The organism is Bradyrhizobium sp. USDA 4449, assembly GCF_054056275.1.
The window spans coordinates 5311654-5335166 of record NZ_JBSRYD010000001.1; the positions used below are offsets into that span (position 1 = coordinate 5311654).

Consider the following 23513-nt stretch of genomic DNA (forward strand, 5'->3'; position numbering starts at 1 on the left):
AACGTAACGCTTCAACTATGCGTTGCCGGTCGCGAAGAGAACAGCTTGAATCACATGACCGGTCAACGTTCGCAGTATTGCTGAAATAACATCAAGATTTAGACCGAACTGGGAACCCGCCATCGGCAGCAGAATCAGCAGGGCGATCAGGATCAGCATGCCGAACGGCTCGAGCCGTGCCAGCGGCAGGGCGAGCGGGCGGGGCAACAGCCCGACCGCGACCCGCCCGCCGTCGAGTGGCGGGATCGGCATCATGTTGAAGACGGCCAGCACCGCGTTGATCCGCAGCGCGTTCTTGAGGTTGTCGAAGATCCATTGCGCTGAACCGGCGGGAGCCCAGGGCAGGGCGTGGAGGGCGAGGCCTGCTGCGAGCGCCAGCAGGATGTTGGTGACGGGGCCGGCGAGGGCGACCCAGACCATATCCAGCTTCGGGTGGTTGAGCTTGCGGAAATTCACCGGCACCGGCTTGGCGTAGCCGAACAGGAACGGCGAATGCGCAAACAGCAGCATCGCCGGCAGGATCAGGGTGCCGAACGGGTCGATGTGCCTGAGCGGATTGAAGCTGACGCGGCCGAGCTGCCAGGCGGTGTCGTCGCCGAGCCGGTGCGCGACGAAACCGTGCGCGGCCTCGTGGAAGGTGATGGCCAGCACCAGCGGCAGCGCCCACACCGAGAGGTCGTAGAAGGAAATGTTCACGTCGCGCCTGCTCCGGCTTTGCCTGTCGCCCTGCAGACGACCAAACCGGGGGCGCAGCAACGCTTCCGCGCAACATAGGGCGGCCGGTTCCGAAATGCCACGCCGCAAATGATCGCCGTCAGGCCGGGATCGTCGTCTCATATTGCGTCATGCCGTCCTCGATCCTGACCCAGGCCAGCTTCTCGCTGGTCCAGATGTGCTCGGTCGGTGTGAAAGCGTTGCGGTCGTCGAAGGTCGCGAGGGCCACGCCCGCCAGCGTGCCGTTGCGACGCCAGGCGAACAGCCGCGTGCCGCAAGCCTTGCAGAATACGCGATCGATGTTTTCCGACGATGCATAGCGGCCGGTGTCACCCTCGACCGTTAGCGCTTTCTGGTCGAACTGGGCACGGGCGAAATAGGGCGAACCCATCGCCTTCTGGCAGCGGCGGCAATGACAGACGCGCACGTTGAGCGGCTCGCCCTCCGCCTTGAACCGCACCGCGCCGCACAGGCACCCACCTTCCCGGATCATGGCTCTCTCAATAGGTTGCGCGTCCGCCTGAGATGTCGAAAACGGCGCCGGTCGAGAAGGCGCAATCTTCGGATGCAAGCCAGGCGACCATCGCCGCCAGCTCTTCCACCAGCACGAAACGCGCCTTGGGGATTTTCGCCAGCATGAACTCGATATGCTGCTGCGTCATCTGGTCGAAGATCGCGGTCTTGGCTGCCGCCGGCGTCACCGCATTCACGAGAATGTCGTGGGCGGCAAGCTCCTTGCCGAGCGACTTCGTCAGCGCGATCAGGCCGGCCTTGGAGGCCGAATAGTGCGAGGCGTTCGGATTGCCTTCCTTGCCGGCGATCGAGGCGATGTTCACGATCCGCCCGTACTTCTGCTCGAGCATGACAGGCACGATCGCCTTGCAGACGATGAACGGGCCGTCGAGGTTGATGCGCAGCACCTTGCGCCATTCCTCGAGGTCGGTTTCCCAGACCGGCTTGTTGACGCCGGCGATGCCGGCATTGTTGACGAGAATGTCGATCCTGCCGAAGGCCGCGAGCGTCGCATCGCGCGCCTGCTCGACGCCCGCGGTGTCGGTGACGTCGACCTTGAAGACGCGGACATTGTCGCCGATGTCCTTTGCGGTCTTCTCGGCGAGCGCAGCGTCAAAGTCCCAGATCGCGACCCGGGCACCGGAAGCGACAAAGCGCTCGGTGATGGCGCGGCCGAAGCCCTGAGCGCCGCCTGTGACCACGGCGATGCGGCCGTCGAGATCGATCTTGTTCATGCGGCCCGATCCTGCTCGATTCCTTAGGCGTCAGAGCATGTAGCCGCCATCGACGACCAGGTCGACGCCGGTGGTGAACGCGCTCTCGTCGCTGCCGAGATAGATCGCCATGTTGGCGATTTCGTCGGCAGTGCCGAGCCGGCCCATCTTCTGCCGGGAGATGAACATCTCCTTGCCCTGCGGTCCCTGCGCGGCGGCGCGGTCCAGCATCGAGGGGGTCTCGACGGTGCCGGGGCAGATCGAGTTGCAACGGATGCCCTTGGTGATGAAGTCGAGCGCGACCGCGCGGGTCAGCAGCGACACTGCAGCTTTCGAGGAGCTGTAGACGTAGCGGTTTGCCGGCGGCCGCAACGCGGCGCAGGACGAGATGTTGACGATGCTGCCGCCACCGCCCGCGATCATCTCGGGCAGGAAGGCCTTGATGGTCCGGTGCATCGACTTGACGTTGAGGTCGAACGAAAAATCAAAATCCTCTTCCGAACATTCCAGGATCGTGCCGTGATGCACGAAGCCGGCCGCGTTGAGCAGGATGTCGATCCGGCCGGTCCGCTTGGCAAAGGCATTGACGTCGGCGGTGTTGCGGACGTCGAGTTTGGCGACCTCGGCGATGCCTTCCTTGGTCAGTTCAGCGATGCCTGCTTCGTTGATGTCGGTGGCGATGACGGTTGCGCCTTCACGCGCGAATGCGAGGGCGCATGCGCGCCCGATGCCTGCCGCTGCGGCCGTGATGACGGCGCGCTTGCCCTTGAGGCGGTCTGCCATGTTCTTGTTCTCCTCACCTTGAATCCGATTGCTATGCCGTCATTGCGAGCGAAGCGAAGCAATCCAGAATCTTACCGATGGGTGCAGACTGGATTGCTTCGTCGCTTCGCTCCTCGCAATGACGCGTGGTCAGTGATTATCCCGCGGCACGCCGAACGCCGAGGCGACGTTCTGGTACCGCGTGGCGAGTTCCACGCAGGCGCCGGTCTCGTGCTGGCCGACGGTATCGCGGTAGATCTGCTGCCACGGCGTCTGGTTCGGCGGATGCTTGAATCCGCCGGCGGCCTTCAGCTGGGCGTGGCGCTTCTTCAACTCCTCGTCCGAGATCAGGATGTTGGCGCTGCCCTTGTTGAGGTCGATGCGGACCCTGTCACCGGTCTGGAGCACCGCGAGCCCGCCATTGGCCGCGGCTTCCGGCGAGGCGTTGAGGATCGATGGCGAGCCCGAGGTGCCGGACTGGCGGCCGTCGCCGATGCAGGGCAGGGCGAGGATGCCGCGTTTGATCAGCGCGGCCGGCGGCTGCATGTTCACGACCTCGGCGCCACCAGGATAGCCGATCGGGCCTGTGCCGCGGATGAACAGCACGCAGTGCTCGTCGATGCCGAGCGCGGGATCCTCAATCCGTTCGTGATAATCCTCCGGCCCCTCGAACACGACCGCGCGTCCTTCGAACGCGTTCAGGTCCTTCGGGTTGCTCAGATAGCGCTCGCGGAACTCCTTCGAGATCACGCTGGTCTTCATGATCGCGGAATCGAAGAGATTGCCGCGCAGCACCAGGAAGCCGGCATCCTTCACCATCGGCTTGTCGTAGGCCCAGATCACGTCCTGATCGGGCTTGGGCGCATTCGCGCAGTTCTCGCCGATGCCGCGGCCGTTGACGGTGAGCGCGTCCTCATGGATGCGCTTGTGCTCCATGAGTTCGCGGATCACGGCGGGCACGCCGCCGGCGCGATGGAATTCCTCGCCGAGATAGAAGCCGGCCGGCTGGAGGTTGACCAAGAGCGGCACGTCGTGGCCGAATTTCTGCCAGTCGTCGATCGAGAGCTCGACGCCGATGTGGCGCGCGAGCGCGTTGATGTGGATCGGTGCATTGGTCGAGCCGCCGATGGCCGAATTCACCACGATGCAGTTCTCGAACGCCTTGCGGGTCAGGAAATCCGAGGGTTTCAGATCCTCCCAGACCATGTCGACGATGCGCTTGCCGGTCTCGTAGGCGATCTGGCCGCGCTCGCGATAGGGCGCCGGGATCGCCGCGCAGCCCGGCAGCGAGAAACCGAGTGCTTCCGCGAGCGCGTTCATGGTCGAGGCCGTGCCCATGGTGTTGCAATGGCCGACCGAAGGTGCCGAGGACGCCACGATCTCCATGAACTCTTCATAGTCGATCTCGCCGGCGGCGAGCCTTTCGCGCGACTTCCAGACGATCGTGCCGGAGCCGGTGCGCTCACCCTCATGCCAGCCGTTCAGCATCGGGCCGCCCGACAGCACGATCGCGGGCAGGTTGACGGTCGCCGCCGCCATCATGCAGGCGGGCGTGGTCTTGTCGCAACCGGTGGTCAGCACCACGCCGTCGAGCGGATAGCCGTAGAGGACCTCGACCAGGCCGAGATAAGCGAGGTTGCGGTCGAGCGCCGCGGTCGGGCGCTTGCCGGTCTCCTGGATCGGGTGGGTCGGGAATTCCATGGCAATGCCGCCGGCCTCGCGGATGCCTTCGCGGACGCGATGGGCGAGCTCGATATGATGGCGGTTGCAGGGGGAGAGGTCGTTGCCGGTCTGGGCGATGCCGATGATCGGCTTGCCCGACTGCAGCTCGGCGCGGGTGAGGCCAAAGTTGAGGTAGCGCTCCATATAGAGCGCGGTCATGCCCGGATTGTGCGGGTTGTTGAACCAGTCCTGCGAGCGAAGGTGGCGGCGGGCCCCGTTACCGGCGGACGCATGCCCATTGGTTGGCTTTTTTGTCATTGGTTTCTCCTTCAATGCAAACGCAGCGGGCGACGTCGGGGATGTCGATCGGTGCGATGCCCGGCAGCGCGAGCATGGTATGACGGCCCGCCTGCTGGCGAACGTTTCTCATAGTTGCGATACTACTCACGGCTCGTTGGTAACGCTATCATTTTGTACGGCGGGGGTCCGCTCCGGGAGGCGCGGGCTGAGGCCCGACCGCTGCGTCTGCGAACTCTGCCGCTCGATCACGGTAAAGCCGAGATCCAGCACGGGCTGGTCCGGCCGCTTGCCTTCGATCGCCTCGATCAGCATCGCAGCAGCCGCGCTGCCCATCTCGTAACGGTTGGTCCGCACGCTGGTCAGCGTCGGCACCGAGGCGGCCATGAATTCGAGATCGTTGAAGCCGACGATCGCGATCTGATCGGGGACCGCGATCTCACGGCGTCGGCATTCAAAGAGAACGCCGAGCGCAAGGTCGTCATTGGCGCAGAACACCGAGTCGATGCCGGATTCGCGTGCGAGCAGATCGGCGAACAGCGCGCCGCCGAGCGTTACCGAGGTCGGCGTCGCCGTGGTCACGATCAGTCTTTGGTCGTAGAGGCCGGCGTCCTTCATGGCAACCACGTAGCCATCGAGCCGGCGTTGAACCCGCGGGTCCATGCGCGCCCCAACGAAGCCGATCTTGCGATGGCCCTGCGCGAACAAATGGGCTATCGCCGCGCGCGCGGCGTCAAAATGAGAAAAGCCAATCATCATGTCGACGGGATCAGGGCCGATTTCCATGATCTGGATGATCGGGCAGTCGGCCGCCTCGAGCATCGCGCGCGATTCCGCGGTCTGGTCGATGCCTGTGACGATCAGACCCGCCGGCTTCTGCGCCAGAAACAGGCGCAACAGCTTCTCCTCCTGGAGAATGCTGTAGCGCGTGTTGGACAATTGGATCGAGTAGCGGCTGCCTTCGGAGGCATCATAGATGCCGCGCAGCACGTCCGAGAATACGTTGTTGGTCAGTGATGGAATCAGGACACCGATCACTTCGGTGCGCTGGGAGGCCAGCGCGCGTGCCGCAAGGTTGGGCACGTAGCCGAGCTCGCGGGCCGCGCTTTCGACGCGCGTCCGCTTGGCCAGCGACAACGCCTCGGGATTGCGGAAGAAGCGCGAGGCTGTAATCGGGCTGACGCCGGCCAGCTCGGCCACTTCCGCCAACCGAATCTTGCCAGACTTGGTGCGCTTTCGACCCATTTGTTGCTCATAACACAGCCGCTTGCCCAAACAAAGGATCGTTGACAGCGCTACCAGCAGCGACTAACCAAAGACAAATTGCCAAATCCGCACAAACTGCCGACAATGCCACCTGCTAAGAGGGGCTTCGGTTCGGCGAAGTTCAGAAAAAACAAGACGGTGGCGGCGCGACAGTTGCGTCGTCTAAGTCGGAGGAGGGAGCTAGATGTCGTCTGTGCAAATCCGCGACGTGCGGAAATCGTTCGGCAATTTTGAAGTCCTGCACGGCGTCTCGATTCCGATCGAGGATGGCCAGTTCGTCGTTCTTGTTGGCCCCTCCGGCTGCGGCAAGTCGACGCTGCTTCGCATGCTCGCGGGCCTCGAAAACATCACCTCCGGCACGATCTCGATCGGCGACCGCGTCGTCAACAATGTCCAGCCCAAGGAGCGGGACATTGCGATGGTGTTCCAGAACTACGCGCTCTATCCGCACATGACCGTCGGCGAGAACATGGGCTTCTCGCTGAAGCTGCGGAACGCCAGCTCCGACGAGATCGGCAAGCGCGTCAAGCGCGCCGCTGAAATCCTCGCGCTGTCGCCGCTGCTGGATCGCTATCCCCGCCAGCTCTCCGGCGGCCAGCGCCAGCGCGTTGCCATGGGCCGCGCCATCGTGCGCGATCCCCAGGTGTTCCTGTTCGACGAACCCTTGTCGAACCTCGACGCCAAGTTGCGCGTCGCCATGCGCACCGAGATCAAGGAGCTGCATCAGCGGCTCAAGACCACGACCGTCTACGTGACCCACGACCAGATCGAGGCCATGACCATGGCCGACAAGATCGTCGTCATGCATGACGGCATCGTCGAGCAGATGGGTACGCCGCTCGAGCTCTACGACAAGCCGGAAAACCAGTTCGTCGCCGGCTTCATCGGCTCGCCCGCGATGAACTTCCTCAAGGGCCACGTGCGGGTCAACGGCGTCGCCACCTTCGAAGGTCCGAACGGTGTCAAGCTGCCGCTCAAGAGCGTGCCGGCCGGCTCCGACGGCAAGCCCGTCGTCTACGGCGTCCGCCCTGAGCATTTCACCATCGCCGACGACGGCGCCGATGCCGAGATCGTGGTCGTCGAGCCGACCGGGTCCGAAACGCAGGTGTTTGCAAAGCTCGGCGGCGAGCAGGTGGTGGCCGTGTTCCGCGAGCGTCATCAGTTCAACCCGGGCGACAAGGTCCGGCTGAAGCCCGATCCGTCCGTGGTTCACTTGTTCGACGAGGCGACCGGTAAGCGCATGTAGCGACATAAAGACCGACCGATACAAATATAAAAAAACAGGGAGAGAACGATGACCGATTTCAACAGGCGTAGTGTGCTTAAAGCCAGCCTGGGCGGCGCAGCTCTGCTCGCCGGCCCAGGGATCGTCCCCGTCCGGGCTGCGGAGTGGACCAACACGCCGGAGCCGAATGCCTCCATTCGCGTGCTGCGCTGGAAGCAGTTCATCCAGGCCGAGTTCGACAAGTTCGCTGAGCAGACCAAGAAGTTCTCCGAGAAGACCGGCGTCAAGGTGAAGCTCGAGGCCGAAAGCTGGGAGGACATTCGTCCGAAAGCAGCGGTCGCAGCCAATGTCGGCGCCGGCCCCGATCTCATCATCGGCACGCTCGATGATCCCCACAAATTCCCGGAAAAGCTGATCGACGTCACCGACGTCGCCGACTATCTCGGCGCCCAGTATGGCGGCTGGTATCCGGTCGCCCAGAAGTACGGCAAGAAGGGCAATGGCTGGATCGCGATTCCGCAAGGCGCCACCGGTGGCTGCCTCAACTACCGCATCAGCCACGTGAAGGCTGCGGGCTTCGAGGAATTCCCCAAGGACACGGACGGCTTCCTCAAGCTTTGCCAGGCGCTGAAGAAGAACAACACGCCGGCCGGCTTCGCGCTCGGTCATGCCACGGGCGACGCCAACGGCTGGTGCCAGTGGGCGCTATGGGCGTTCGGCGGCAAGGTCGTCAACGAGAAGAACGAGGTCGTGCTCGATGCGCCCGAGACGATCGCGGCGCTCGAATACGTCAAGCAGCTCTATGCGACGTTCATTCCGGGCGTGCTGTCGTGGAACGACTCGAACAACAACAAGGCCTTCCTCAACGGCGAGATCAGCCTCACCCTGAACGGCATCTCGATCTGGACCGTCGGCAAGACCTCTCCTGATCCGAAGCAGCAGGAGATCGCCAAGGACATGAACCACGCGCCGATGCCGGTCGGCCCCGTGGGCAAGCCGACCGAGCAGCAGAACATCCTGGTCTATTACGGCTACAAGCACTCGAAGTACCCGAAGGCCGTCAAGGAATACATCAAGTTCATGATGGACAAGGAGAACTACGACGCCTGGGAGGTCGCCTCCAACGGCTACGTCTCGCCGCCGCTCCCGGCCTACAATGACAACCCGGTCTGGACCTCCGACCCCAAGATCACGCCGTACCGCGACTGCCTCAAGCGCTGCCTGGACAACGGCTATGCCGGTGATCTCGGCTACGCCTCGGCCGCCGTCATGGGCGACTTCGTCGTGGTCGACATGTTCGCGGAAGCCGCCTCCGGCTCGGCCACGCCGCAGGAAGCTGCGAAACGCGCTGCCGAGCGCGCCAAGCGCTACTACCAGGTCTGATCCGCTACGGCGGCGGCGCTCACCTGCCGGGCGCCGCCGCCGTCGTTCTCTAAGGGGAGTCCGACATGGCCGTTATCGCCGAGCCCGTGGCCGCGCACGTCAAGCCCAGCAGTTTGTGGAGCAGGGCGTTCGAAAGCCGGAATTTTCTCGGCGCCATGTTCATGGTGCCGGCGATCGCCATCCTGATCCTGTTTCTGGCTTACCCGCTGGCGCTCGGATTCTGGCTCGGCATGACCGACACCAAGATCGGCGGCGTCGGCCGTTACATCGGCTTCCAGAACTTCGTCTCGCTGTCCAAGGACAGCGTGTTCTGGCTGTCGGTCTTCAACACCATTTTCTACACTGTGTTTGCGAGCATCGTGAAATTCGCGATCGGGCTTTATCTGGCCCTGCTGCTCAACGAGCGGCTGCCGTTCAAGTCGATGGTCCGCGCCATCGTGCTCTTGCCTTTCGTCGTGCCGACCGTGCTGTCGGCGATCGCGTTCTGGTGGATCTATGACAGCCAGTTTTCGATCGTCTCCTGGGTGCTGATCAAGGCCGGCCTTCTGAGCCACTACATCGATTTCCTCGGCGATCCCTGGAATGCCCGCTGGTCGGTCGTGATCGCCAATATCTGGCGGGGCGTGCCGTTCGTCGCCATCACGCTCTTGGCGGGATTGCAGACCATCTCCCCCTCGCTCTACGAGGCCGCGAATCTCGACGGCGCCACCAATTTGCAGCGCTTCCGCCACATCACGCTGCCGATGCTGTCGCCGATCATCGCGGTCGTGATGACGTTCTCGGTGCTGATGACGTTCACCGACTTCCAGCTGATCTACACCATCACCCGCGGCGGACCGATCAACGCCACGCATCTGATGGCGACGCTGTCGTTCCAGCGTGCCATCACGGGCGGCAATCTCGGCGAGGGCGCCGCGATCTCGAACGCGATGATCCCGTTCCTGGTCGCGGCAATCCTGTTGAGCTTCTTCGGACTTCAGCGGTCCCGCTGGCAGCAGGGCGGGAGGGACTGATCATGAGCACCGTAGACGACCAGAGCGTCGGAATGGACTACCTCGAGAGCTTCCCGCGGAAGTTTCTCCGGGTGTATCTCCCGCTCGGCCTGATCATCTTTTTCCTGCTGTTTCCGTTCTACTGGATGGCGGTGACGACGTTCAAACCCGACGCGGAAATGTACGATTACGAGAAGTACAATCCGTTCCTGATCGCCCATCCGACGCTCGAGCACGTCAAGAAGCTGTTCTTCGACACCGACTATCCGCTGTGGATGTGGAACACCGTGATCGTCTCGGTGTCCTCGACCTTCATCTCGCTGTTCGCCAGCGTCTGTGCGGCCTATGCGATCGAGCGTCTGCGCTACAAGGGCTCGCGCTATGTGGGCCTGGCGATCTTCCTCGGCTATCTCGTCCCGCCCTCGATCCTGTTCATTCCGCTCGCCGCGATCGTGTTTCAACTCGGCCTGTTCGACGGCAATCTCGCGCTGATCCTGACGTATCCGACCTTCCTGATTCCGTTCTGCACCTGGCTCCTGATGGGCTATTTCCGCACCATCCCTTACGAGCTCGAGGAATGCGCGCTGATCGACGGCGCGACGCGGCTGCAGATCCTGACCAAGATCACGCTGCCGCTGTCGCTGCCTGGGGTGATCTCGGCGGGGATCTTCGCCTTCACGTTGTCCTGGAACGAATTCATCTACGCGTTGACCTTCATCTCTTCATCGGAGAACAAGACCATTCCGGTCGGCGCCATCACCGAACTCGTCAACGGCGACGTCTATCATTGGGGCGCTCTGATGGCGGCGGCCCTGACTGGCTCGGTCCCCGTAGTTATCCTTTATTCCTTCTTCGTAGAGTACTATGTGTCGGCGATGACCGGCGCCGTGAAGGAATGATCGCGGGGCCTGCCTGAAAACGCGCCAAGAGGTTTCATGATGTTTCCGGTGCGGCGCGTTCCGGCCAATAAGAGGGAGTAGGCTCTTGCACATCCTGGTTCTGGGCGCAGCCGGCATGGTCGGCCGCAAATTGTGTGAACGGCTGTTGCGCGACGGCCGGCTCGGCAAGAGCGACATCACCAAATTGACCATGCATGACGTGGTCGAGCCCAGGAAACCGGAAAAAGCCGGTTTCCCGGTCGAGACCGTCTGGGGCGATTTTGCTGTCCCAGGTGCTGCCGAAAAGCTGATCGCCGGCCGGCCCGACGTGATCTTCCATCTCGCCGCCATCGTCTCGGGCGAAGCCGAGCTCGATTTCGACAAGGGCTACCGCATCAACCTCGACGGCACGCGGATGCTGCTCGATGCCATCAGGCTCGTCGGCGGCGGCTATAAGCCGCGCGTGGTGTTCACGTCCTCGATCGCAGTGTTCGGCGCGCCGTTCCCGGATGCGATCGGCGACGAGTTCTTCCATACGCCGCTCTTGAGCTACGGCACCCAGAAGGCGATCGGCGAGCTGCTGCTGGCGGATTATTCGCGCCGCGGCTTCCTCGACGGCATCGGCATCCGCCTGCCGACCATCTGCATCCGGCCGGGCCTGCCCAACAAGGCGGCGTCGGGCTTCTTCTCCAACATCCTCCGCGAGCCGCTGGCCGGCAAGGAAGCAGTGCTTCCGGTGTCCGAGGATGTCCGCCACTGGCACGCCACGCCGCGCTCCGCCGTCGGCTTCCTGCTCCATGCCGGCACGATGGACCTGGCCAAGGTCGGTCCGCGCCGCAATTTGACCATGCCCGGCTTCTCGGCGACGGTCGGCGAGCAGATCGCTGCGCTGAGGCGCGTCGCCGGCGACAAGGTCGCCGCGCGCATCAAGCATGAGCTCGATCCGTTCATCGTCGGCATCGTTGGCGGCTGGCCGCGGAATTTCGAGGCCAAGCGAGCGCGCGAGCTCGGCTTCACCACCGAGGAGAAGACCTTCGACGATATCATCCGCATCCACATCGAGGACGAGCTCGGCGGCAATTTCGTCGCCTGATCGTTTCAGATGAATAGCATGGAAATGACGATGGCGAGCGTGGCTTGCATCGGTGAATGCATGGTCGAGCTCCGGCAGGCGCAGGGCGCCCAGTCTGGCGGGCAGGGCGGCGGGTTGTTTTCGCGGGGCTTCGGCGGCGACACCCTCAATACGGCCGTGTATCTGGCGCGGCTCGAGGTCAAGGTCGACTATTTCACCGCGCTCGGCGACGACGGCATGAGCGAAGAGATGATCGCGGCCTGGAATGCCGAGGGCGTTGGCACCCGGCGCGTGGTGCGGCTGCCGGGCAAGCTGCCCGGCCTCTACATGATCCAGCTCGATGCCGCCGGCGAGCGCCAGTTCTTCCACTGGCGCGACAGCGCGGCGGCGCGGCAGCTGATGAGCCTGCCGGAGACCGACGAGCTGCTCAACTCGCTGATGAGCTATGACGTCGTCTATCTCTCCGCGATCACGCTCTCGATCTACGATGCGGCCGGGCGCGATCGCCTGTTTGCGGCGATCAAGCGCGCGCGCCTGCTCGGCACGCGCTTCGTGTTCGACACCAATTTCCGTGCACGCGGCTGGCCCGACCGTGAGGTCGCGCGCGAGGTGTTTGCCACTGCCTTTTCGGCCGCCGACATCGTGCTGACCTCGACCGAGGATCTGCTCGCGCTCTATCCCGGCGAAAGCCCGGAGCAATTGATGGCGCGCATCCCGACATCAGAACTGGTGTTCCGCCTCGCCGAGCCCGTCAGTATGCTGCGCTTCCCCGGCGGGACCAGCGAGGTCCGCGCCGAACCAATGACCAAGCCGGTCGTTGACACCACGGCGGCCGGCGACAGCTTTGCGGCGGCCTATATTGCGGCCCGGCTTGGCGGCTCTGATCCGGTGGAGGCGGCCCAATCGGGACATCGCCTCGCCAGCCTCGTGATCTGCTATCCTGGCGCCATCATTCCGGGCTATGCCATGCCGCCGAAGAAGCGGCCCCGGCCGGCGACCACGCGTCAAGCGACCAAGTGAAACGAACCTCCGAGATAAGATTCACGATATGACCACGACCGCCCAACAGAACCACCTCGTCGCGCTGTTCAAGGCCGCGACCGTCATTCCCGTCCTCACCATCGAGCGGATCCAGGATGCCGTGCCGCTGGCAAAAGCCCTGGTGGGCGGCGGCGTCCGCACCTTGGAGGTGACCCTGCGCACCCCCATTGCGATCGAAGCCGCGCGGGCGATCATGTCCGAGGTCCCGGACGCGGTCGTCGGCATCGGCACCATTCTCAATCCGGCCGATTTCACCCGTGTCGAGAAGCTCGGGGTGGCGTTCGGCATCAGCCCGGGCCTGACCCCGGATCTGCTCAAGGCCGCCACGCACAGTTCTTTGCCGTTCGCGCCGGGCATTGCCACGGCGTCCGAGCTGATGATGGCGCTGTCCTACGGCTTCGACGTCGCAAAGTTCTTCCCCGCCGAGCAGGCCGGCGGCATCAAGGGCCTCCGCTCGCTTGGCGGGCCATTTCCGAATGTGCGGTTCTGCCCGACCGGCGGCGTCGGCGAGGCCAATGCGGCGACCTGGCTTGCCGAGCCCAATGTGGTCGCGGTCGGCGGTTCCTGGCTGTGTCCGACGGCCGAGATCAAGGCCGGAAATTGGGCCGGCATAACTGCCATCTGCCAGCGCACCCTCCAGGCCCTTAAACCTGCGTGAAGTCTTGCCATCCCTGCGCTAAGACTTAGGTCAGCAAGAGACCGCCAGGGAGAGAAGATCATGACCGCCAGCATCGTCGGATGGGCGCACACGCCGTTCGGCAAGTTCGACACCGAAACCGTCGAAAGCCTCGTCACCCGCGTCGCTAATGAGGCGATCGCCGATGCCGGCATTTCGGCCTCCGATGTCGACGAGATCGTGCTCGGCCATTTCAACGCCGGCTTCTCGGCGCAGGATTTTACCGCCTCGCTGGTGCTCCAGGCCGACCCGAAGCTGCGCTTCAAGCCGGCGACCCGCGTCGAGAACGCCTGTGCGACCGGCTCCGCCGCCGTGCATCAGGGCCTGCGCGCGATCGCCGCAGGCGCGGCTCGAATCGTGCTGGTCGTCGGGGTCGAGCAGATGACCCGTACCCCGGGGGCGGAGATCGGCAAGAATCTCCTCAAGGCGTCTTACTTGCCGGAGGATGGCGACACGGTCGGCGGCTTTGCCGGCGTGTTCGGCAAGATCGCCAGCTCCTATTTCCAGAAATACGGCGACCAGTCCGATGCACTGGCGCTGATCGCGGCCAAGAACCACAAGAACGGCGTTGCCAATCCCTTCGCCCAGATGCGCAAGGATTTCGGCTTCGAGTTCTGCCGTGCCGAGAGCGAGAAGAATCCTTATGTCGCCGGTCCCTTGAAGCGCACCGATTGCTCGCTGGTGTCCGACGGCGCGGCTGCATTGGTGCTGGCCGATGCCGAGACCGCCAAGACCATGGGCAAGTCGGTCGGCTTCCGCGCCACCGCGCACGCCCAGGATTTCCTGCCGATGTCCAAGCGCGACATCCTCCAGTTCGAGGGTTGCACGGTGGCCTGGCAGCACGCGCTGGAAAAGGCGGGGGTGACGCTCAACGATCTCTCCTTCGTCGAGACCCATGACTGCTTCACCGTCGCCGAGCTGATCGAGTACGAAGCGATGGGCTTGACGCCGAGGGGGCAGGGCGCCCGCGCCATCAAGGAAGGCTGGACGCTCAAGGACGGCAAGCTGCCGGTCAATCCGTCCGGCGGCCTCAAGGCCAAGGGCCACCCGATCGGCGCCACCGGCGTCTCCATGCATGTGATGACCGCAATGCAGCTCGCGGGCCAAGCGCCCGAGGGCATGCAGCTCAAAAATGCAAAACTCGGCGGCATCTTCAACATGGGCGGCGCGGCCGTTGCCAACTACGTCTCGGTGCTGGAGCCGCTGAAGTAGATCTGGTAGGGTGGGCAAAGGCGCACCTGCGCCGTGTCCACCCTTTTCTTGCGTTAGATCATGGTGGCCCGCTTCGCTTGGCCCACCCTACGGCTCCTGATTGATTGGCGAGACGCACATCATGAGCAACGACTACGACTATCTCTCGATGGATCAACTCAACGACCGCATCGCAATCCTCGAGGACAATATCCGCCAGCTGATCGAGCAGGCTGCCGCGGCCTCCGGCGAGCAGAACGAGTCGCGCATCGCCGATCGCATCAACCAGCAGAACGATGAGCTCGACCGTCTCGTGAAAATCCGCGAATCCCGCCAGAAGAAGTAGCAGGCTGCGCGACGCGGTCGGGAATGTGCAGGCTCGCCCTCTTTATCGCGAGATCCCGCCGCTCGATACGTGGTAGACAATGTCAGAGAACAACTCAGTTGCCGATTTTCCCGCCATCGCGTGGGCGATCGCATCGAGATCCAATGCGAAGTAAGTCCCGCGTCTCGGATTTACGCATCCGGCTTGGGTGATCGCATAGTTTCCAGCGGCGTAGTTCAACGCGCAATATGTTATTAGCTGTCTAATGTCAGTCGAACGAAACTGCCGATCACCGGCTTTCACTTCATAAAGCTCGTGCCCGATCAATACATCTCCGACGCACGGGTTAAGAAATCCGCAGCCAGCAAAATGCGGTTCAAATGTCACCTCCAAGGCTTGAGGGGATCTCAGTCGAACGAAGTTCAAGAGAGACTGCTCAATGGCGCTTACCGCCTCTATCTCGATACCCGAAGGGTCATTCAGAGCGCCGATTCCTCTCTCTAGTGTTGCCAAACGGCTGCGCGCAGCAGCGCTGGCCTCAGACATGGTTGCGTCCGAACCGATAGACCTGAGCCGTGCGAGTTGAAAAGCGACTTCGTTCAAAAAGCCTCGTCGAGAGGGGTCGTCGCCTGCACTGATCTCTCGTGCGTAGCGAGTCAAATTCAAGTTTATCTGTCGAACGAAGCGCTCCGACATCGGCGCCAGAATGTGCCACAGCGATGTGTGTTGCGTTGTGAACGCTACCTCTGAGGTCATATGGGAATTACCCATCCCTTGCTGCTGAATTTTTCTGCAGCCCAGTCTCGAAGAATCTTCTCAAATGGGTTAAATTGCGTCGAATTGTAACTCCTCCAATGCGCGCCAGCTTCGCCCATCGCGTAAGAAGCGATAATAAATGCTCTCCGTTCCCAAGGAGATGCCCCAGAGTATTCGTTCAGTTGATCTGACAAAAACGAATACTCCTGCCATTTTGCCATCACCAAAATAACGTCTCTACGTACAAGTGGAGATCGAAATCGATTGTATAGCGTCACCAGAGCATCTTGATTTTCGGTCGATTTCATTTCGGCAAGAATGCGGACGGCATAAGCCGCATGCAATTCGTTATCTAGAACGTACGCTTTGGCGATGATGTTTTCGCGGATTTTACCGCAAATCTCCCATTGATGCTTTATTAGAAGATCGGGGAAAGAACTTTTGATGGCTATGGCGACGGTTGGAAACAGGGGATAAAGAGGCTTCAGATTATCGACGAGCGTCAGTACGGCGCTACCTTTAACGCTTGAGGGTAAGTGTCGTATTGCAGAAATGATTTTTTTCGTAAGTGCCCCATGGACCCGAGATTTTGCCAACTCGCGATTAAGTAGTCCAACAATGTCGATCTTGCTCAGTTCAGATCGTAATTCCTCATAGTCTTCTGCGGCGTGTGGCGAGTAGGGGTCGTAACGTAGGTTCAGGGCAAACAACTTTACCGCCTCTGGATCGTCGTCCCCATTAGGAGAGAAAAGCACTGTTTGCCCCGCTACAAACTCTTGGCATGACATGATTCTTGTTTTCGATTTCTGGATTGTCAGGCCGTCATTCCGGATCAGCTTATCGGAAAAGAATTGGAGTTTGCTGTGAGCATCATCTTCGCTCTCTGCGAATATGTGGTAGTCATCGGCATAGCGGCAGAATTTCACCCCATGCGATTTCAGAATTTGATCAGTTAAGTTGAGCACTAGCTCGACAAGCATTCGCGCGGCCGGACCGCCGACCGGAACCCCGTACGAATTTGTGCTCGAAAAATGAGTAAGTATCTCTTCGATATACTTACTGTACGGAGCATGTCTTGGAAGCTGCTCCAGCGCATTTTCTAATCGATGATGCGATACACGATGATAACAATCCGATATGTCGCACAAGACGACATATTTGTGGGATTGTGCCTCCTGAATCGAATGCAGCATGAAATCACGCCATGTTACATCCGAACGAAATAGGTTTTCATCCGTGGGCTGTTTTATCCGATACGAAAAGACGGCCTGCGATTTCGTAGGAATTCTCGCCGCCTCGATTTGATCGGCCAGAGCAATGGTAGAGCCTAGGAGAAATGCATTCCAAAATGGGTCCTGTTGTGTAGCCCAGCGGAATCCCGAAATTCCTACAGGGGTAAGCGTTCGGATGTGGTGCGGCCTATACTGTCCAAAGCATTTGTCGAAATAGGAGTACGCCTGCCGCAGCAACTTAACTACCTCCTTTCTTGTCCCTTAGAACGTAATTCTCGATGGGAAAAGGAAAGATGTCGGTGTCGCCGTGTGCGTCGATATTTCTTACAGCCAAGTCGAAGGCCGCCTTTGGCAGCATGCTGCGCTTTCCCGCTTAATTGTACCTAGACGTTGTACCTATGGCCCGAACAGAGTTGGCTGCTGTGCGCTTTCCGCATTTATTGTGCCAAATCGAGATTAGTTGAAATAACGGTGTTCATCAACTCCGCGATGTTCGGCGCTCCTTTGCGAACACCAGCTCATGCGCAGCACCGCAAGAGAGAGCTTGGCGTACGCCGACCTTCACAGTAGTGGGCATCACGGGCGCCAAACCAACGTTTCAGGCAGTATTCCGTCGAAGGACGGGAGCGGCATCGGGGGAACGGATCAGGGAGTTCTCAACGCATAAGCCAATACTCGTGGCGAGCTTGATCTTGCCGACGAGCTGCCATTACTAGGCTTCAGAAGCATAATCGGCCTGGACGGCCGCCTATCTGGGAGCAAAACAAGCCATGGGGCCGCTGAAGGGAATCAAGGTCGTCGATATGACCACCGTGCTGATGGGGCCCTATGCGACCCAGATGCTCGGCGATTACGGTGCCGACGTGATCAAGGTGGAATCGCTCGACGGCGACGTCACCCGGCTGATCGGCCCGATGCGGCACACCGGTATGGGTCCGGTGTTCCTCAATACCAACCGCAGCAAGCGCTCGATCTGCCTCGATCTGAAAAAGCCCGCGGGGCGCGACGCCGTGCTGCGGCTGCTGAAAGATGCCGACGTGCTCGTCTACAACGTCCGCCCGCAGGCGATGGCGCGGCTTCAACTCGGCTATGATGTCGTCTCCGCCAGCAACCCGCGCCTCGTCTATGCCGGCGTGTTCGGCTTCGGTCAGGACGGGCCCTATGCCGCAAAGCCCGCCTATGACGACCTGATCCAGGGCGCGACCGCGCTGCCCGCCCTGATGGCGCAGACCGGCGACGGCGTGCCGCGCTACGTGCCCAACGCGCTGGTTGACCGTATCGTCGGTCTCACCGCCGTCGGCGCAATCTGCGCGAGCCTCGTGCATCGCGACCGCACAGGCCGCGGCCAGCGGGTCGATATCCCGATGTTCGAGACCATGGCCGGCTTCGTCATGGGCGACCATATGGGCGGGCTCACTTACGAGCCGCCGCTCGACAAGGGCGGCTATGCGCGCCATCTCTCGCGCGACCGCAGGCCCTACAAGACGTCGGACGGCTATCTCAGCGTCATCGTCTACAACGACAAGCAGTGGGAGAATTTCTTCGCCGCCACGGGGCGCACCGATCTGCGCGCCGATCCCAAATTCGCGACCTTCGCCGGCCGCGCCGCCAACATCGATATCGTCTACGCCGAACTCGCCCGCATCTTCGAGACGCGCACCACGGCCGACTGGATCGAGCTTCTGACCAAGGCCGACGTGCCCGTCATGCCGATGCATGATCTCGCGTCGATTCTGCACGATGAGCATCTCGAAGCGACAAATTTCTTCCCGGTGGTGAACCATCCGACCGAAGGGCGGATCCGCAGCATGAAGGTGACGGCGAGCTGGTCGGAGACCGAGGCCGAGACTGTCAGGCTCGCGCCACGGCTCAACGAGCATGGCGCGGAGATCCTGCGCGAGATCGGCTATTCCGCGGACGAGATCGCCGCCATGGTCCGGGACGGCGTCACGCGTTCGGTGCCGGAGCAGGAAGGGGCGTCATGAGCTTCGTCACCGGCGTCGGCCTCACACCTTTCGGCAAGCACGAAGGCTCATCCTCGCTCGACCTGATGAGCAAGGCCGCCCAACTCGCTCTCGACGACGCCGGGCTCAAGCGCACCGAGATCGACGGCATCCTTTGCGGTTACTCCACGGTCTCACCGCACATCATGCTCGCAACCGTGTTCGCCGAGCATTTCGGCATCCGGCCGTCTTACGCGCACGCCGTGCAGGTCGGCGGCGCGACGGGGCTCGCGATGACGATGCTCGCGCATCACCTCGTCGAGGCAGGCGTTGCGCGCCACGTGCTCGTGGTCGCCGGCGAGAACCGCCTGACGGGACAGAGCCGCGACGCCTCGATCCAGGCGCTGGCGCAGGTCGGCCACCCCGATTACGAGGTGCCGCTCGGTCCGACCATTCCCGCCTATTACGGCCTCGTCGCCAGCAGGTACATGCACGAATACGGCGTGACCGAACAGGACCTCGCCGAATTCGCGGTGCTGATGCGCGCCCATGCCTGCACCCATCCCGGCGCGCAATTCCACGATCCCATTACCGTCGCTGACGTCATGGCCTCGAAGCCGGTGGCGATGCCGCTCAAATTACTCGACTGCTGCCCGGTCTCCGACGGCGGCGCCGCCTTCGTCATCAGCCGCGAGCGGACCGGCGAGGCCGGCGTGCGCATTCGCGGCTGCGCCCAGGCGCATACGCATCAGCACGTGACGGCCGCCCCCGCTCTTGGCGAGCTTGGTGCCGAGATCTCCATCGCCCGCGCCAAGGAGGCCACGGGGCTTGTGATCTCCGACGTGCGCTACGCCGCGATCTACGACAGCTTTACCATCACGCTCGCGATGCTGCTGGAAGACCTCGGTCTTGCCAAACGCGGCGAGGCGTCGGCGCGCGTAAGATCTGGCCATTTCAGCTGCGACGGCGCCCTGCCGCTCAACACCCATGGTGGCTTGCTCAGCTATGGCCATTGCGGCGTCGGCGGAGCCATGGCGCATCTGGTGGAGGCGCATTTGCAGATGACGGGGCGGGCGGCTACCCGTCAGGTCCGCGACGCGTCAATCGCGCTGCTCCACGGCGATGGCGGCGTGCTGTCGTCCCACGTCAGCATGTTTCTGGAGCGGGTGCGATGAGCGATCGCCTGGCGGACTGGACCAAGGGCGAACAGGCCATCACCTACCAGACCTGCAGCTCATGCGGCCATGTGCAATATTTCCATCGCGACTTCTGCGCCGCCTGTGGAAGCACAGGTCCGCGCGAGGCGCGCGCCAGCGGCAAGGGCAAGGTCTACGCCACCTCACTGGTGTGCCGTGCCGCTACGCCGGCAACCCGTGCGCACGTGCCCTACAACATCCTGCTGGTCGATTGCGCCGAGGGTTTTCGGATGATGGCCCATGGCGAGAATGATCTCGTCATTGGCGACGAGGTGATCGTGGGCTTCAAACCGTTTGCCGGTAAGCTGGTCCCGTTCTTTGTAAAGAAGCAGGAGAGGGATCCGTCATTCGGGGGCGGTCGAGAGACCGAGCCTGGAACGGGAATTCTGGGCCTGGCTTGTGCGAAGGCCACCCCGGAATGACGAAAACGCTGAAACTAACTCAACGCCCGTAGAACAAGATGCTGGCAATGACGAGCATCGCCATGACCGCCAGCATATGCACGAGCGCTTCCGAGGCGGCCCCCTTGGTGGCTTCCTTCATACCCTATTCTCCCTAGACTTGGGCGTGACGCATCGTTGCGTGGTGAGCGCTCAGACGGCCAACTGTTTTTACTCGGAACACCCCACTTCGAGTACTCACCGCAATCAAGTCCCCACGCGGCGAATATCGATTGTGCCAAGGTCGATCAGCAATGCGGCGGCATTTTGACTCGATAATGTTGCTCCCGAGGTCGGGCGCGAATACAGTTTCGGGGATCTGTTCCTGACAAGACAATAAGCATCAAAAGCTTCAAAGAAAAACGTCAGCAAAAGCTCGAGGCAAATCATGGCCCGCATCGACTACAGCGATCCCTCCAAGGCGTCCGACCGCACCCGCGAAATTCTCGAAAAGAATCGCAATGCCAACATCTTCCGCATGATGTCGCACTCGCCGAGCTATTTTGAGCAATACTGCCGTCTCGGCGGCGCAATCAGGCACAAGGGCGAGCTCGATCCCGTGCTGCGCGAGCTCGCGATCACGCGCACGGGAATTTTGTGCGAGGCGCCGTACGAGATCGTCGCGCACAAGCGCATCGGCAGGAATGTCGGCGTCACCGACGCGCAGAACGAGGCGCTGGAGAATTGGCAGGCTGCGAATTGTTTCGACGAAACGCAGCGCGCTGCGCTCGCTTTCACCGACGAGATCGTCAAGCTGAAGAAGCCGACGGATGCGACCTTCAGGGCGATCGCCGCGAAGCTGACACCGGCGGCCCTGGTCGAGCTCCAGCTGTCGGTCGGCTTCTACATCATGACCTCAAAGTTTTTGGAGACGTTTGAGATCGATCTCCAGCCCGTCACCGAAGTTGTGGGCTGATCCAGGCCTGGCTAGCGAGGGATGTCATGACGATCGACGAATATGCGGTCTGGGCCGCAACCATTGCGAAAGTCGACGAGCATCCGTCGAACGAGCGGCTCTCCTATCTCGGGCTGGGCCTCGCCGGTGAATCCGGCGAGGTCGCCGAGCACATCAAGAAGCTCCTGCGCGACAACTGGCTCGACAAGGCGGGGCTCGTCGAAGAACTCGGCGATGTCATCTACTACTGGGCCTGCCTGTGCGCCGCGACGGGCCAGCAGCCGTCCCAATTGCTGAATGCCAGTGCCGCCAAGATCAAGCGACGTATCAGCGAGGCTGCCAGCCGCTAACGCAAGATATGGGTTGAGGACGGGATCACCTCTCCCCGACGGGGAGAGGTGAGGGGGTCACGTCGACGTCAAGATATCGACCTTGGTGTTGGCGACGATCAGGCGATCGGCAAGCAGCTGGGCCAGATTGCGCATGATGCGCTCGCTCGCCCGCGGGTGCTGCCTGCGAAAACGCTCGAAATCTTTCAACGGCACCTCGAACGCAGTGGCCGCCATGTCCGCGAACACGTCCGCGGAGCGCGTCGCCTCGATCAGGGCCATCTCGCCGAAGGCCATGCCGGCGGTCAGCGTCGCCAGCCGTACGCCGTCGGGCAGGGTGACATGCACCGCGCCGCTGCGTAGGAAGAACAGGGCGTCGGCGGGATCGCCGGTCGTGAGGATCTTTGCGCCGGACTGATAGGTCCTGACGGTGCAGATCGAGGCGAGGTCCGTCAGCTCCTCGGCGTCAAGGCCGTCCAGCAATGGCTGCTCCGACAGCTCGGTGGTCTCGTGAAAATCGATGGAGCCGCCGTAGCGGTAGACGATCTGGTCTTCCGCCCATTCGATCGCCGTGTCGAGCAGATAGAAGTCGCGGACGTTCTTCAGCTCCGCCGTCCACTCGCGTAAGCTGTCCCATTCCCTGGAGGCGCGACGGACCCCTGAAATCACCACAGTGACATCAAGCGCGGCGAGCTCCTCGAAGGCTTCAGCGATCAGCCGGGCGCCGGCGCGGGTGGTGGAGGTCACGCGATGCAGGTCGAACACGACGATTTGCGGCCGTGGCTGCCCTGCGAGCCTGCGCGTCACGTAGTCGACGGCCGACAGCGACAGCACGCCGACCAGCTCGATCACACGCACAGCCTGCTCATGCGCGGCGAGGATGTCGCGCTCCTGCTGGCGGCGGACGCGGCGGGACGGGCTCTTGCCGATGTCGTAGTCGGCGATCACAGCGTTGCGCGCATCGTCGCTGCGGTTGAGCATGTGCAGGTCATAATGCGAGGACAGCGCCTCGCAGACCTTGATGCCGCGCAGGCTGTTGCCGTGTTTGTCGAGCTTCGGGGAATAGCTGCCGAGCCCGAGGCGGGCCGGAAGCGCGGCCAGGAGGCCGCCGCCAACGCCGCTCTTGGCGGGGATGCCGATGCGGTAAATCCACTCGCCGGCATAATCGTACATGCCCGAGGACGTCATCACCGACAGCGTGCGCGAGATCGCATACGGCGTCAGCACCTGCTCGCCGGTGACAGGATTGACGCCGCGATTGGCGAGCGTCGCCGCCATCACGGCGATGTCGCGCGCAGTCACCAGCACGGCGCATTGCCGGAAATAGACGTCGAGCACGCCGGCGACATTGTCGGAGATCACCGCATTGGTCTTGAGGAGATAAGCGATGGCGCGGTTGCGGTCGCCGGTCTGGCTCTCGGAGGTGTAGACGGCCTCATCGACGGCGAGGTCGCGCCCGGCAAAGCGGCTGAGAGCGAGCCGGATCTGCTCGAAGGCTTCTTCGCCCTTGCTCGCATGGATCAGCCCGGTGCAGGCGATCGCGCCGGCATTGACCATGGGATTGAACGGATGGTTCTCGGCGTTGAGCCGGATCGAGTTGAAGGGATCGCCGGAAGGTTCGACGCCGATCGCGCTCTCGACCTTGTTCGCACCGAGCAGATCCAGCGCCAGCGCGAACACGAATGGCTTTGACATCGACTGGATGGTGAAGGGCACCCTGGAGTCGCCGACCTCGTAGACATGGCCGTCCAGCGTTGCGAGGCTGATGCCAAAATGGGCAGGATCGGCCTTGCTCAACTCGGGAATATAATCCGCGACATGGCCCGCGGTCTCCGCGGAGAATTCGTTGAGGCATGCGTCGAGAAACCGCAGCAGCGGCGGCTTCGACCCGGTCCAGGCAGAGGCGGGGAACGGTTGCGCTATCATCGCGTCACTTGTGCAACGCAATCCTGGCATGCGCAAGCTGCTCGGTCCCATCTAAATGCCTAGTGCAAGCTGTCGCGCACCATCGC

At 62.2% G+C, this 23513-nt stretch carries 22 protein-coding genes and 1 pseudogene; 14 read left to right on the forward strand and 9 right to left on the reverse strand.

Annotation, left to right across the window (positions count from 1 at the left end; all coding sequences use genetic code 11):
• Positions 1 to 15: 15 nt before the first annotated feature.
• From ACVIIW_RS24690 to gntR, 6 genes are all read right to left on the reverse strand, one after another.
• Positions 16 to 696, reverse strand: coding sequence for a site-2 protease family protein (locus ACVIIW_RS24690; protein WP_456705256.1), 681 nt, complete (start codon positions 694 to 696; stop codon positions 16 to 18).
• A 118-nt stretch (positions 697 to 814) separates the two neighbouring features.
• A complete protein-coding gene (locus ACVIIW_RS24695) occupies positions 815 to 1207 on the reverse strand; it encodes a GFA family protein (RefSeq protein ID WP_456703120.1) in 393 nt (130 codons plus the stop codon).
• A gap of 7 nt (positions 1208 to 1214) precedes the next feature.
• Complete coding sequence (locus ACVIIW_RS24700; RefSeq protein WP_456703121.1) at positions 1215 to 1961, reverse strand: SDR family NAD(P)-dependent oxidoreductase; 747 nt, start codon at positions 1959 to 1961, stop codon at positions 1215 to 1217.
• A 30-nt stretch (positions 1962 to 1991) separates the two neighbouring features.
• Positions 1992 to 2723: an SDR family oxidoreductase gene (locus tag ACVIIW_RS24705; RefSeq protein ID WP_456703122.1), complete on the reverse strand. Its 732-nt coding sequence runs from the start codon at positions 2721 to 2723 to the stop codon at positions 1992 to 1994.
• A gap of 129 nt (positions 2724 to 2852) precedes the next feature.
• Positions 2853 to 4682, reverse strand: a complete 1830-nt coding sequence (locus tag ACVIIW_RS24710) for an IlvD/Edd family dehydratase (protein WP_456703123.1) — start codon at positions 4680 to 4682, stop codon at positions 2853 to 2855.
• A 126-nt stretch (positions 4683 to 4808) separates the two neighbouring features.
• Complete coding sequence (gene gntR / locus ACVIIW_RS24715; RefSeq protein WP_456703124.1) at positions 4809 to 5906, reverse strand: HTH-type transcriptional regulator GntR; 1098 nt, start codon at positions 5904 to 5906, stop codon at positions 4809 to 4811.
• 205 nt (positions 5907 to 6111) lie between these two features.
• Here gntR and ACVIIW_RS24720 point away from each other — a divergent pair, with 205 nt between their 5' ends.
• The 9 genes from ACVIIW_RS24720 (at position 6112) to ACVIIW_RS24760 (ending at position 14731) form a co-directional block, all read left to right on the forward strand.
• Entirely contained in the window at positions 6112 to 7173 is a 1062-nt protein-coding gene (locus ACVIIW_RS24720) for an ABC transporter ATP-binding protein (protein WP_456703125.1), read from the forward strand.
• 48 nt (positions 7174 to 7221) lie between these two features.
• A complete protein-coding gene (locus ACVIIW_RS24725; protein WP_456703126.1) occupies positions 7222 to 8535 on the forward strand; it encodes an ABC transporter substrate-binding protein in 1314 nt (437 codons plus the stop codon).
• A 65-nt stretch (positions 8536 to 8600) separates the two neighbouring features.
• The gene (locus ACVIIW_RS24730) at positions 8601 to 9548 is read left to right on the forward strand and encodes a carbohydrate ABC transporter permease (protein WP_456703127.1); all 948 of its coding nucleotides are present in this window, start codon (positions 8601 to 8603) and stop codon (positions 9546 to 9548) included.
• 2 nt (positions 9549 to 9550) lie between these two features.
• Positions 9551 to 10426, forward strand: coding sequence for a carbohydrate ABC transporter permease (locus tag ACVIIW_RS24735; RefSeq protein WP_092230404.1), 876 nt, complete (start codon positions 9551 to 9553; stop codon positions 10424 to 10426).
• 85 nt (positions 10427 to 10511) lie between these two features.
• The gene (denD, locus tag ACVIIW_RS24740) at positions 10512 to 11498 is read left to right on the forward strand and encodes a D-erythronate dehydrogenase (protein ID WP_456703128.1); all 987 of its coding nucleotides are present in this window, start codon (positions 10512 to 10514) and stop codon (positions 11496 to 11498) included.
• Between the two features lie 30 nt (positions 11499 to 11528).
• Entirely contained in the window at positions 11529 to 12497 is a 969-nt protein-coding gene (locus ACVIIW_RS24745; protein WP_456703129.1) for a sugar kinase, read from the forward strand.
• A gap of 28 nt (positions 12498 to 12525) precedes the next feature.
• Positions 12526 to 13176: a bifunctional 4-hydroxy-2-oxoglutarate aldolase/2-dehydro-3-deoxy-phosphogluconate aldolase gene (eda, locus tag ACVIIW_RS24750; protein WP_456703130.1), complete on the forward strand. Its 651-nt coding sequence runs from the start codon at positions 12526 to 12528 to the stop codon at positions 13174 to 13176.
• Positions 13177 to 13236: 60 nt separating this feature from the next.
• Positions 13237 to 14406 carry an acetyl-CoA acetyltransferase gene (locus ACVIIW_RS24755; protein ID WP_456703131.1) on the forward strand — a complete coding sequence of 390 codons (1170 nt, stop codon included), beginning with the start codon at positions 13237 to 13239 and terminating at the stop codon, positions 14404 to 14406.
• 121 nt (positions 14407 to 14527) lie between these two features.
• On the forward strand, positions 14528 to 14731 hold the full coding sequence (locus tag ACVIIW_RS24760; RefSeq protein WP_092230548.1) for a hypothetical protein: 204 nt from the start codon (positions 14528 to 14530) through the stop codon (positions 14729 to 14731).
• A gap of 42 nt (positions 14732 to 14773) precedes the next feature.
• Here the strand turns inward: ACVIIW_RS24760 and ACVIIW_RS24765 are convergent, their stop codons facing one another.
• Together ACVIIW_RS24765 and ACVIIW_RS24770 are read right to left on the reverse strand one after the other, a co-directional pair.
• Positions 14774 to 15256 carry a hypothetical protein gene (locus tag ACVIIW_RS24765; protein ID WP_456703132.1) on the reverse strand — a complete coding sequence of 161 codons (483 nt, stop codon included), beginning with the start codon at positions 15254 to 15256 and terminating at the stop codon, positions 14774 to 14776.
• A 206-nt stretch (positions 15257 to 15462) separates the two neighbouring features.
• Positions 15463 to 16935 (reverse strand): RNA-directed DNA polymerase, encoded by a 1473-nt coding sequence (locus ACVIIW_RS24770; protein WP_456703133.1) that lies wholly within the window; start codon positions 16933 to 16935, stop codon positions 15463 to 15465.
• A gap of 533 nt (positions 16936 to 17468) precedes the next feature.
• Here ACVIIW_RS24770 and ACVIIW_RS24775 point away from each other — a divergent pair.
• The 5 genes and pseudogenes from ACVIIW_RS24775 (at position 17469) to ACVIIW_RS24795 (ending at position 21522) form a co-directional block, all read left to right on the forward strand.
• Entirely contained in the window at positions 17469 to 18683 is a 1215-nt protein-coding gene (locus tag ACVIIW_RS24775; protein ID WP_456703134.1) for a CaiB/BaiF CoA transferase family protein, read from the forward strand.
• Positions 18680 to 19816 (forward strand): thiolase family protein, encoded by a 1137-nt coding sequence (locus ACVIIW_RS24780; RefSeq protein WP_456703135.1) that lies wholly within the window; start codon positions 18680 to 18682, stop codon positions 19814 to 19816. The genes ACVIIW_RS24775 and ACVIIW_RS24780 overlap by 4 nt, the downstream gene beginning before the upstream one ends.
• Positions 19813 to 20163, forward strand: a pseudogene (locus tag ACVIIW_RS24785) (Zn-ribbon domain-containing OB-fold protein); the annotation flags it as partial. The gene ACVIIW_RS24780 and the pseudogene ACVIIW_RS24785, both read left to right, overlap by 4 nt.
• A gap of 502 nt (positions 20164 to 20665) precedes the next feature.
• Positions 20666 to 21193 (forward strand): carboxymuconolactone decarboxylase family protein, encoded by a 528-nt coding sequence (locus tag ACVIIW_RS24790; protein WP_456703136.1) that lies wholly within the window; start codon positions 20666 to 20668, stop codon positions 21191 to 21193.
• A 26-nt stretch (positions 21194 to 21219) separates the two neighbouring features.
• Positions 21220 to 21522 (forward strand): nucleoside triphosphate pyrophosphohydrolase family protein, encoded by a 303-nt coding sequence (locus ACVIIW_RS24795; protein ID WP_092230424.1) that lies wholly within the window; start codon positions 21220 to 21222, stop codon positions 21520 to 21522.
• 57 nt (positions 21523 to 21579) lie between these two features.
• Here the strand turns inward: ACVIIW_RS24795 and glsA are convergent, their stop codons facing one another.
• Positions 21580 to 23427, reverse strand: a complete 1848-nt coding sequence (glsA, locus tag ACVIIW_RS24800) for a glutaminase A (RefSeq protein ID WP_456703137.1) — start codon at positions 23425 to 23427, stop codon at positions 21580 to 21582.
• Between the last annotated feature and the right edge of the window lie 86 nt (positions 23428 to 23513).

What these genes read in the sequence shown, in the direction of transcription:
- ACVIIW_RS24705 (WP_456703122.1), bottom strand. Translation starts at nt 2,723, where the DNA reads ATGGCAGACCGCCTCAAGGGCAAGCGCGCCGTCATCACGGCCGCAGCG.
- glsA (WP_456703137.1), bottom strand. Translation starts at nt 23,427, where the DNA reads ATGATAGCGCAACCGTTCCCCGCCTCTGCCTGGACCGGGTCGAAGCCG.
- ACVIIW_RS24795 (WP_092230424.1), top strand. Translation starts at nt 21,220, where the DNA reads ATGACGATCGACGAATATGCGGTCTGGGCCGCAACCATTGCGAAAGTC.
- ACVIIW_RS24710 (WP_456703123.1), bottom strand. Translation starts at nt 4,682, where the DNA reads ATGACAAAAAAGCCAACCAATGGGCATGCGTCCGCCGGTAACGGGGCC.
- ACVIIW_RS24755 (WP_456703131.1), top strand. Translation starts at nt 13,237, where the DNA reads ATGACCGCCAGCATCGTCGGATGGGCGCACACGCCGTTCGGCAAGTTC.
- ACVIIW_RS24735 (WP_092230404.1), top strand. Translation starts at nt 9,551, where the DNA reads ATGAGCACCGTAGACGACCAGAGCGTCGGAATGGACTACCTCGAGAGC.
- ACVIIW_RS24775 (WP_456703134.1), top strand. Translation starts at nt 17,469, where the DNA reads ATGGGGCCGCTGAAGGGAATCAAGGTCGTCGATATGACCACCGTGCTG.
- ACVIIW_RS24765 (WP_456703132.1), bottom strand. Translation starts at nt 15,256, where the DNA reads ATGTCTGAGGCCAGCGCTGCTGCGCGCAGCCGTTTGGCAACACTAGAG.
- ACVIIW_RS24780 (WP_456703135.1), top strand. Translation starts at nt 18,680, where the DNA reads ATGAGCTTCGTCACCGGCGTCGGCCTCACACCTTTCGGCAAGCACGAA.
- ACVIIW_RS24730 (WP_456703127.1), top strand. Translation starts at nt 8,601, where the DNA reads ATGGCCGTTATCGCCGAGCCCGTGGCCGCGCACGTCAAGCCCAGCAGT.
- ACVIIW_RS24720 (WP_456703125.1), top strand. Translation starts at nt 6,112, where the DNA reads ATGTCGTCTGTGCAAATCCGCGACGTGCGGAAATCGTTCGGCAATTTT.
- ACVIIW_RS24725 (WP_456703126.1), top strand. Translation starts at nt 7,222, where the DNA reads ATGACCGATTTCAACAGGCGTAGTGTGCTTAAAGCCAGCCTGGGCGGC.
- ACVIIW_RS24790 (WP_456703136.1), top strand. Translation starts at nt 20,666, where the DNA reads ATGGCCCGCATCGACTACAGCGATCCCTCCAAGGCGTCCGACCGCACC.
- ACVIIW_RS24700 (WP_456703121.1), bottom strand. Translation starts at nt 1,961, where the DNA reads ATGAACAAGATCGATCTCGACGGCCGCATCGCCGTGGTCACAGGCGGC.
- ACVIIW_RS24695 (WP_456703120.1), bottom strand. Translation starts at nt 1,207, where the DNA reads ATGATCCGGGAAGGTGGGTGCCTGTGCGGCGCGGTGCGGTTCAAGGCG.
- eda (WP_456703130.1), top strand. Translation starts at nt 12,526, where the DNA reads ATGACCACGACCGCCCAACAGAACCACCTCGTCGCGCTGTTCAAGGCC.
- gntR (WP_456703124.1), bottom strand. Translation starts at nt 5,906, where the DNA reads ATGGGTCGAAAGCGCACCAAGTCTGGCAAGATTCGGTTGGCGGAAGTG.
- ACVIIW_RS24745 (WP_456703129.1), top strand. Translation starts at nt 11,529, where the DNA reads ATGGCGAGCGTGGCTTGCATCGGTGAATGCATGGTCGAGCTCCGGCAG.
- ACVIIW_RS24760 (WP_092230548.1), top strand. Translation starts at nt 14,528, where the DNA reads ATGAGCAACGACTACGACTATCTCTCGATGGATCAACTCAACGACCGC.